Here is an 8,858-nt window from a genome sequence, read left to right as displayed (position 1 = left end):
CCGTCTCCGCCGTCTCCAGCGTCCCAGCAACCGCCTCAGCAGCGCCGGTGAAGGGGTATTTACGGATTAGGTCTGGGACCTGCAACCCCCATTTTGAAAAAACTTCACATTTCTTTCTCGGTTCCGTGATTAATAATTAAAATCAACGAATTAAGATGTCATTACCGGAATATTAAGGCACCAAAGGCACCACACACCTACATTCCGAAACTGCCATGGCTGTCATTCCCCGAATTCAGGCGCGGAGAAAACCCTGAGACTCACGATTCAATTTGAACCGCAAAGAGAAACCGCCCCGTGATTTACGACGGGACGGCTCAAGCGGTTTTATTGAAGGATGGTTATCAGCTCAGATCGAATCGATCGGCATTCATCACCTTGTTCCAGGCGCTGACAAAGTCGCAGACGAATTTTCCGCCAGCGTCGTTCTGACCATAAACCTCGGCCAAAGCCCGCAGCTGCGAGTTCGAGCCGAAGACCAGATCAACGCGTGTACCGGTCCATTTGACGTCGCCCGTTGCACGGTCACGGCCTTCGTACACACCCTTGCTGTCTGCAGACGGCTTCCACTCGGTGCCCATATCCAGCAGGTTGACGAAGTAATCGTTGCTGAGCGTGCCGACGCGATCCGTAAACACACCATGCTTGCTGTCACCAAAGTTGCCGCCCAGTACACGCATGCCACCGACGAGCACTGTCATCTCGGGCGCCGACAAGGTCAGCAGTTGCGCTTTGTCGACCAGCAGCTCCTCTGGCGAGACGCTGTATTCCTTGCGCTGATAGTTCCGGAAGCCATCCGCGATGGGCTCCAGCACCGCAAAGGAATCGACATCCGTCTGCTCCTGAGTTGCATCGGTGCGGCCGGGTGCAAACGGAACCTCGACATCGTGGCCCGCCGCCTTGGCGGCCTGCTCGATTGCCGCGGCACCGCCCAGGACGATCACATCCGCAAGGGACACTTTCTTGTTGCCGGGCTGCGCGTCATTGAATGCCTTCTGCACGCTTTCCAGCGCATCAAGCGCCTTGGACAGTTTCAGAGGCTCGTTCACATCCCAGTCCTTTTGCGGTGCAAGGCGGATACGAGCGCCATTGGCGCCGCCTCGCATATCCGAGCCACGGAAGGTCGACGCGGACGCCCACGCAGTGGACACCAGTTCTGAAACAGACAGCCCCGTCTCCAAGGTCTTGGCCTTCAGGTCTGCGGCATCTGCTTTGTCGATCAGTTCATGATCGACGGCCGGGACATTGTCCTGCCACAGCAGTTCTTCACCCGGCACTTCCGAACCCAGATACCGAGAGCGCGGCCCCATGTCGCGATGGGTCAGCTTGAACCAGGCGCGGGCGAAAGCATCCGCCAGCTCTTCGGGGTTCTCGTGGAACCGTTTCGAGATCGGACCATAGATCGGATCCATGCGCATCGCCATGTCGGCGGTGGTCATCATGGTTTTGACCTTTTTCGACGGATCATGCGCCGCCGGGGCCATGTCTTCGTCCTTGACGCCGATCGGCTCCCAGATCCATGCGCCCGAGGGGCTCTTGGTCAGGTTCCAGTCATATCCGAACAGAAGGTCGAAATAACCGTTGTCCCATTTGGTGGGATTGGCAGTCCAGGCGCCTTCGATCCCACTGGTGGTGGTGTCGTCACCCTTGCCACTGCCGAACTCATTGATCCAACCCAGTCCCATATCTTCGATTGGTGCGGCTTCGGGCTCGGGGCCTACCAGAGCTGGATCACCGGCCCCGTGGGCCTTGCCAAACGTGTGACCGCCTGCGACCAGGGCGACGGTTTCCTCGTCATTCATCGCCATCCGGCCGAAGGTTTCGCGAATATCGCGACCCGAGGCCAGGACATTTGGCTCTCCGTCCGGGCCTTCCGGATTCACATAGATCAGGCCCATCTGAACTGCGGCCAGCGGGTCTTCCAGGTCGCGATCACCTGAATACCGGCTGTGGGGGTTGTCGGTCGGCGCCAGCCAATCGGTCTCGGCGCCCCAATAGATATCTTCCTCGGGCGCCCAGACATCTTCGCGACCGCCCGCGAAACCAAAGGTCTTACCACCCATGGATTCAATCGCGCAGTTACCGGCCAGGATCATCAGGTCCGCCCATGAAATCTGGTTGCCGTATTTCTGCTTGATCGGCCAAAGCAGGCGACGCGCCTTGTCGAGGTTACCGTTGTCCGGCCAGCTGTTGAGTGGCGCAAACCGCTGGGTCCCCGTTGAACCGCCACCGCGGCCATCGGCCGTCCGATAGGTGCCGGCGCTGTGCCACGCCATGCGGATAAACAGGCCGCCATAGTGACCATAATCGGCCGGCCACCAATCCTGAGAGTCGGTCATCAGCGCGTACAGGTCTTCCTTAACTGCCTTCAGATCCAGCTTTTTGAACTCTTCGGCATAATCGAACGCCTCACCCATCGGGTTCGAGGCCGCGCCGTGCTGGTGCAAGATCGACAGGTTCAGCTGATTGGGCCACCAGTCGCGGTTCGACCGGGAACCGGCGCCATGCATTACCGGGCATCCGCCCATATTCGGGTTGTCGCTTCCATCCATATCAATCTCCAATCCTGACTTTAGGTCGTTGCCCGTGCGGTTAATTCCGAGGGGAAAACTGCGACAAGAAGACTAAGCTTTTCTGACGGATTCCTGAAAAGCTGCTGGAAGGCGCAGCTTTAATCTCGGCAAGTGTCCGGGAGGAATGCATTGGCGACTCGTTCTTCTTGGCTGGCTCAACTCTAGCAAATCCAAGCCATGCAAATAAGTTTTGTTTTCGGATTGTTATCATAGATTTTATTTATGGGAATCCACGTGGCGTAACGGCCCCGACCTGCAAGAGTCTGACGCAACGTTCCCGCTTTAGGATCGGATTGACGATTGTCTTTTGATCCTGAGCCATCACAGTGAAGATCATCTGCAACTGCCGCATACTCGGTGTCGCAGATCAGGTAAGAGGTCGGGGATGGACTTTGATTATGTCATTGTCGGTGGTGGCTCCGCCGGATCGGTTCTGGCCAACAGGCTGAGCGCCAACCCGCGGGTCAGCGTTTGCCTGCTCGAAGCAGGCGGGCGGGGTGACAGTTTGCTCGTGCGTATGCCAGCGGCAGTTGTGGCAATGCTGCCGGGACGGCCCAGGATCAACAACTGGGCTTTTGAAACTGTCCCGCAGCCGGGGTTGAACGGGCGCAGGAGTTATCAGCCACGCGGCAAGGCTCTGGGCGGGTCCAGTGCAATCAATGCCATGCTGTATGTTCGCGGACAACGTCAAGACTATGATGGCTGGGCCGAGCAGGGTTGCTCGGGCTGGGATTGGGACAGCGTTCTGCCCTATTTCAAACGTGCGGAAAACAACGAGCGAGGGGCGGATGAGATACACGGCGACGCAGGTCCACTACAGGTCTCCAACCAGAAAGAAGCGCGCCCGATCTCTCACGCATTTGTCGAAGCTGCTGCTCAGATGCAGCACCGCCGGACCGATGATTTCAATGGCGGCGACAACGAAGGGGCCGGCCTGTATCAGGTCACTCAGTTTCACGATGCTGCGCGCAACGGTGAACGATGCTCGGCCGCGGCGGCGTATTTATTTCCCGTCATGAAGCGGCCCAACCTGACCGTCATAACCGGGGCGCACGTTCAGCGGGTTGCTTTTGACAACAGGCGCGTAACAGGGGTCGTCTATCGAAAAGGTGCCACGGAACCGGATATCACCATAGCTGCACGGCGCGAGGTCCTGTTGTCCGGTGGCGCACTGAAGTCACCTCAATTGCTGCTGCTGTCAGGTATCGGCGACGGCGCTGAGCTGTCCCGGCATGGCATTCCGGTGCGGCACGATCTGCGCGGCGTCGGGCAGAATCTTCAGGACCATCTGGACTTTACACTGGCGTACAAAACCAAAGACACCGACACGTTCGGAATCGGCCCGGTCGGAGCTGCCAAACTTGGGGGTCACTTATGGCGCTGGCGTAAATCGGGCGTATCGATGGCGGCCACGCCATTCGCCGAAGGCGCGGCGTTTCTGAAAACAGCGCCCGAATTGGAGCGGCCCGACATCCAACTTCACTTCACTATCGCACTGGTCGACGATCATGCCCGCAAGCTGCATATGGGCTACGGCTACAGTTGCCATGTCTGTAAACTTCGCCCTGAAAGTCGAGGCTCGGTTTCACTCGCCAGTGTCGACCCGATGGCGGCACCCGCCATCGATCCGCAGTTCTTGTCCGACCCCCGCGACTTGGACACGATGATCGCAGGTGCCCGGATGACACGAGACATCCTGCAAGCCCCTGCGATGGCCAGGTTCAGACAAAAAGAGATGTTCGGAACAGGCGCAGCCCAAACCGATGCGGACTGGGAACAGCACATCCGCGCCCGGGCAGACACGATCTATCACCCTGTTGGTACGTGCAGAATGGGAACGGACGACATGGCGGTGGTCGACCCGACCCTGCGGGTCCGGGGGATAGAGGGATTGCGGGTCGTGGACGCGTCGATCATGCCAACTCTTGTATCTGGCAATACAAATGCCCCTACAATCATGATTGCCGAAAAAGCTGCCGACATGATCCTTGAGGACAGCGCAACAGCAGCTTGAACGGGCCACCGGCGCATGCGGCAACAGATCACTCGATGCTGTCTTTTCGACGTGGTCCTCACCGGGTAAGGTCGCGCCGTTGTCCGGCGAACCACGCCGCCAACGGTACGTGAGTTTTCTGAAGGATCGAGCAATGCTGCCACTTAATGACCCCAGTTTGCTGCGCGAGGCCGCCCTTGTGGGCACGCGCTGGATTGATGCTGATCCGGCCTCGGGCTTGGCCGTCACTAACCCGGCCACAGGCGAAATCATCGGCCATGTGCCGAATCTGGGCGCCATCGAGACGGCCGAAGCTATTGCCGCTGCCGAAACCGCGCGCCACGGCTGGGCCAGACGCACCGCGAAAGAGCGCAGCCAGATCCTGCGCCGCTGGTATGAACTGATGTTGGAGAACCAGCACGATCTGGGCGCGATTTTGACCGCAGAACAGGGCAAACCACTGGCCGAGGCCACGGGCGAGGTCGCCTATGGCGCCAGCTTTATCGAGTGGTTCGCCGAAGAGGCCCGTCGTGCCTATGGCGACGTCACCCCCAGCCACGCGCCCGACAAACGTATTGTAACCATCAAGCAGCCGATCGGCGTTGTGGCAGCCATCACGCCGTGGAACTTCCCCAACGCGATGATTACCCGCAAGGCAGGCCCCGCATTGGCCGCGGGCTGTTCGATGGTCCTGAAACCGGCCAGCCAGACGCCTTTCTCGGCCATCGCGCTGGCAGTCCTGGCCGAACGGGCCGGAGTGCCCGAGGGGCTGTTCTCGGTCGTGACCGGCTCGGCTCGTGGAATTGGCGGCGAGATGACCGGCAACCCGACGGTTCAGAAACTGACCTTTACCGGCTCGACCGAGATCGGCGCGCTGCTCTATGCGCAATGTGCACCGACAATCAAGAAGCTGGGTCTGGAACTGGGCGGCAACGCGCCCTTCATCGTGTTCGATGACGCCGATCTGGATGCGGCCGTCGAAGGCGCTGTGATCGCCAAGTTCCGCAACAACGGCCAAACCTGTGTCTGCGCCAACCGCATCTACGTTCAGTCCGGGGTCTATGATGAATTTGCCGCCAAGCTGCGCGACAAGGTCGCCACCCTGCCCACCGGTAATGGTTTTGACGAGGGCATCGTCTTTGGTCCGCTGATCGACCAAGCCGCAGTGGAGAAAGTGGCCGAGCATATCTCGGATGCCACGTCGAAAGGGGCCGAGGTCACTCTGGGCGGCAAAGAACACGAACTGGGTGGCACTTTCTTCGAGCCCACCATCCTGACCGGGGTCACTTCCGAGATGGCCGTCGCGACCGAGGAGACCTTTGGCCCCGTTGCACCCCTGTTCAAATTCGACACCGAAAGCGAGGTCGTGGCTGCGGCCAATGATACCGAGTTCGGGCTCGCCTCCTACTTTTACTCGCGAGACATGGCGCGGGTCTGGCGTGTCTCCGAGGCGCTGGAATATGGTATGGTCGGTATCAACACCGGGCTGATTTCCACAGCCGAGGCGCCCTTTGGCGGCGTCAAGATGTCCGGCCTCGGCCGTGAAGGCTCACGCTACGGTCTCGATGACTTCCTGGAGCTCAAATACCTGTGCATGGGCGGCATCGACGCCGAATAGACCACTGCCCGAACCCTTCCGGGTTCGGGCCAACGCTCAGGAGGCGCTGGCCTGATCCTTCATCAGCGCCTCCAACCCGACGCGATAGTTGGGATAGAGCAATGTGACGCCCAGCTCGGACTTGATCCGGTCATTTCGCACCCGCTTGTTTTCATTGTAAAAGCTGCGCGCCATCGGGGTCATGTCCGCCTTGTCAAAAGGAACGGCTGGCGGCAGGGGCAGGCCCTGCAATTCCGCGGCGTACCCGATCACGTCCTGCGGTGGCACGGGTTCGTCGTCACAGACATTATAGATCGCGCCGGGATTGGGGTGCTTCATCGACGCGGCCAGTACCTGTGCGATATCCTCGACATGAATGCGCGAAAACACCTGACCCGGTTTGATGATCCGGCGCAGCCCTCCGCGCCGCAACTTGGAAAAGGGGCCGCGTCCGGGGCCATAGATACCGGCGAGACGGAAAATATGCAGGGGCAGATCAGGAATACCTGCCCACTGGGTTTCGGCCTTGACGCGCCAGCGCCCGCGTTCCGCCGTTGGTGTGGGTGGCGTTGATTCGTCCACCCAGTCGCCCTGATGATCACCATAGACGGCAGTGGTCGACAAATAGCCGACCCAATCGAATTGCCCGGCACGCGACGCAATTTCTTCACGCAGCTCTGCAAGAACCGGATCGCCAGCCGCTTTGGGTGCGGTCGAGATCAATAGGTGGGTCACACCATCAAGATCGGGAACGATGCCTGGCCAGATTGTCGGCTCGGCACCCGAAGCGCGGATGATGTCCACTTGCCCGGCATCCCGTGTTGTTCCAATGACCCGCCAGCCCTGCGGGGCCAGGTGGCGCGACAACGCCCGGGCTGAATATCCATGTCCGAAAGAGAAAAGAGTGCCTGTCATGCCCCCTTTGATGATCCGACCTGCGCCGGGATGCAAGCGCCGGATGGACGCACTTGATTCGAATCCCGGGATGCGCCTTCATGAAAACATGAGCGAGAAGAAACCAAACCTGGATGCCGCCTACGCGCTGAAAACGCCCGAGGACAACAAACGCCTCTATGCGGAATGGGCCGGTGATTATGACGAAGGATTTGCAGCGCTGGAAGATTATCAGCTGCACATCCACACGGCCCGCGCCTTTGTCAGCGCCGGGGGGCAAGGCCCCGTTTTGGATGTCGGGGCCGGCACCGGGCTTTGCGGCGCAGTGCTGGCGGGGCTTGGCGTCGGTCCGATTGATGCGACCGATATCAGCGCCGAGATGCTGGAAGAAGCCATGCGCAAGGACATCTACCGTGACGCGATAGAAGTCGACCTGCATCAGGGCTTGCCGGTGCCACGCGACAGTTATGCCGGGATCGTTTCCTCAGGCACGTTCACGCATGGCCATTTGGGACCCGAGGTTTTCCCCGCCCTCCTGCGCGCGGCTCGACCCGGTGCGCAATTCGCCATTTCAATCAATGCCAGGCACTATGAAAGCCTGGGTTTTGCCGAGGCCCTGAGTCAGTTGGAAGACGGGCAGATAGAGAACCTGACCCTGAAACGGGTTCGAATCTACGGCAGCCTTGCCGCAGGTCCGAACAAGGATGACGAGGCCCTGATCGCGCTGTTCGAAAAATCCTGAAATCGAACTGTTCAGAGCCGTGCCCATACTTTCCGGGGAGGGAGGCGCGGCCCCAAGAAGGGGCCCACGTTGCTATGTGTACATCTGCTTTTTGTAAGCGCGCGTGCGGGTCGTCGCCTCAGCCGAGCCATCGTGATACGTCCCGAACCATTTGTCGAACGGGATCTCCGAGGTGCCATAGTTGCACTCGAAATACCGGTGATGCAGTTGATGAAAGAAATCTCCGGCACGAGCGGCTTCCGTTTCCCCGGTTTTCAGCTTTTCGAACCCCGAATGAGACAGCACCGGGCTGATCTGCTGGAAGTAGGCGTGAAACAGCAGGTGCAGCGGGTGTGAGGGGATAATCAGGTGAACGAAATAGGTGGTGAAATACAGCAGGTTCTCGAACCAGTGATTTGAAATCCCGGACCACGGGCCGGTGTTGACGTTGCGATGGTGCACGGCGTGGACGTGTTTATACAGTTTAGGGTGATGTTCGAGGCGATGCACCCAGTAGAAGTGCAGCCCGGACCACATCGGAATGAACATCATCCAGATCACGAACCACACCGGTGCGGCCGCCCAGGTGATCACCGGCACATAGGCATTGGCCATCGCCCAGTAGATCAGCCATTGATAGACCGTCGCGACGGTCATCGCGCTGCCCAGTGTCCACCAGATATTGTCCAGAACCTGATTGCGGAATGTGAACGTGCCATTGTCGCGGGTCAGATCACGCCGGTCGAACTTCTTGTACATGCCCTGACCTTTTCGCATGTACAACCACCAATGCAGGCCACCGGCGATCAGGATCTGCGGCACCATGTTCAGCAACCAGACACGGAACATCCAGCCCGGCGCGAAACTCTGCATGGTCTCAAGCGGCGGCAGAAACGCAAAATAGACAATCAACGCCAATCCCATGCACAGGGTCAGCGAAGTTATCTGCAGCCAGGCGCCCCTGTACCAGTTCAACACCGCCATCGGGCGCGGCGGCCAGCTGAACAGCGGGTTCAGGCCAACGGGTCCTTCGGGTCGGTAATGCCAGCGCGCGGCTTCGGGATCGTGAACATCAGTCAT

The 8,858-nt window shown here is 59.4% G+C and carries 6 protein-coding genes; 3 read left to right on the top strand and 3 right to left on the bottom strand.

The features are described 5' to 3' along the window. Positions 1 to 344: 344 nt before the first annotated feature. A complete protein-coding gene (gene katG / locus AC2TEL_RS18600; RefSeq protein ID WP_480906051.1) occupies positions 345 to 2,552 on the bottom strand; it encodes a catalase/peroxidase HPI in 2,208 nt (735 codons plus the stop codon). Between the two features lie 406 nt (positions 2,553 to 2,958). Between katG and AC2TEL_RS18595 the strand changes: the two genes are divergently transcribed. Next, positions 2,959 to 4,587, top strand: a complete 1,629-nt coding sequence (locus AC2TEL_RS18595) for a GMC family oxidoreductase (protein WP_480906048.1) — start codon at positions 2,959 to 2,961, stop codon at positions 4,585 to 4,587. Between the two features lie 133 nt (positions 4,588 to 4,720). Beyond that, positions 4,721 to 6,184, top strand: a complete 1,464-nt coding sequence (locus tag AC2TEL_RS18590; protein WP_480906045.1) for an NAD-dependent succinate-semialdehyde dehydrogenase — start codon at positions 4,721 to 4,723, stop codon at positions 6,182 to 6,184. Between the two features lie 36 nt (positions 6,185 to 6,220). On the opposite strand, the gene AC2TEL_RS18585 is transcribed toward AC2TEL_RS18590, so the two are convergent. After that, positions 6,221 to 7,078, bottom strand: coding sequence for an SDR family oxidoreductase (locus AC2TEL_RS18585; RefSeq protein WP_480906043.1), 858 nt, complete (start codon positions 7,076 to 7,078; stop codon positions 6,221 to 6,223). Positions 7,079 to 7,166: 88 nt separating this feature from the next. Between AC2TEL_RS18585 and AC2TEL_RS18580 the strand changes: the two genes are divergently transcribed. Then, a complete protein-coding gene (locus tag AC2TEL_RS18580; RefSeq protein WP_480863237.1) occupies positions 7,167 to 7,799 on the top strand; it encodes a class I SAM-dependent DNA methyltransferase in 633 nt (210 codons plus the stop codon). A gap of 72 nt (positions 7,800 to 7,871) precedes the next feature. Here the strand turns inward: AC2TEL_RS18580 and AC2TEL_RS18575 are convergent, their stop codons facing one another. Then, entirely contained in the window at positions 7,872 to 8,858 is a 987-nt protein-coding gene (locus AC2TEL_RS18575; protein ID WP_480844491.1) for a sterol desaturase family protein, read from the bottom strand.

This window comes from Ruegeria sp. HKCCD9138, assembly GCF_057220975.1.
The sequence above is the reverse complement of the archived record's forward strand: the minus strand, read 5'-3'. Positions and strand labels throughout refer to the sequence as shown.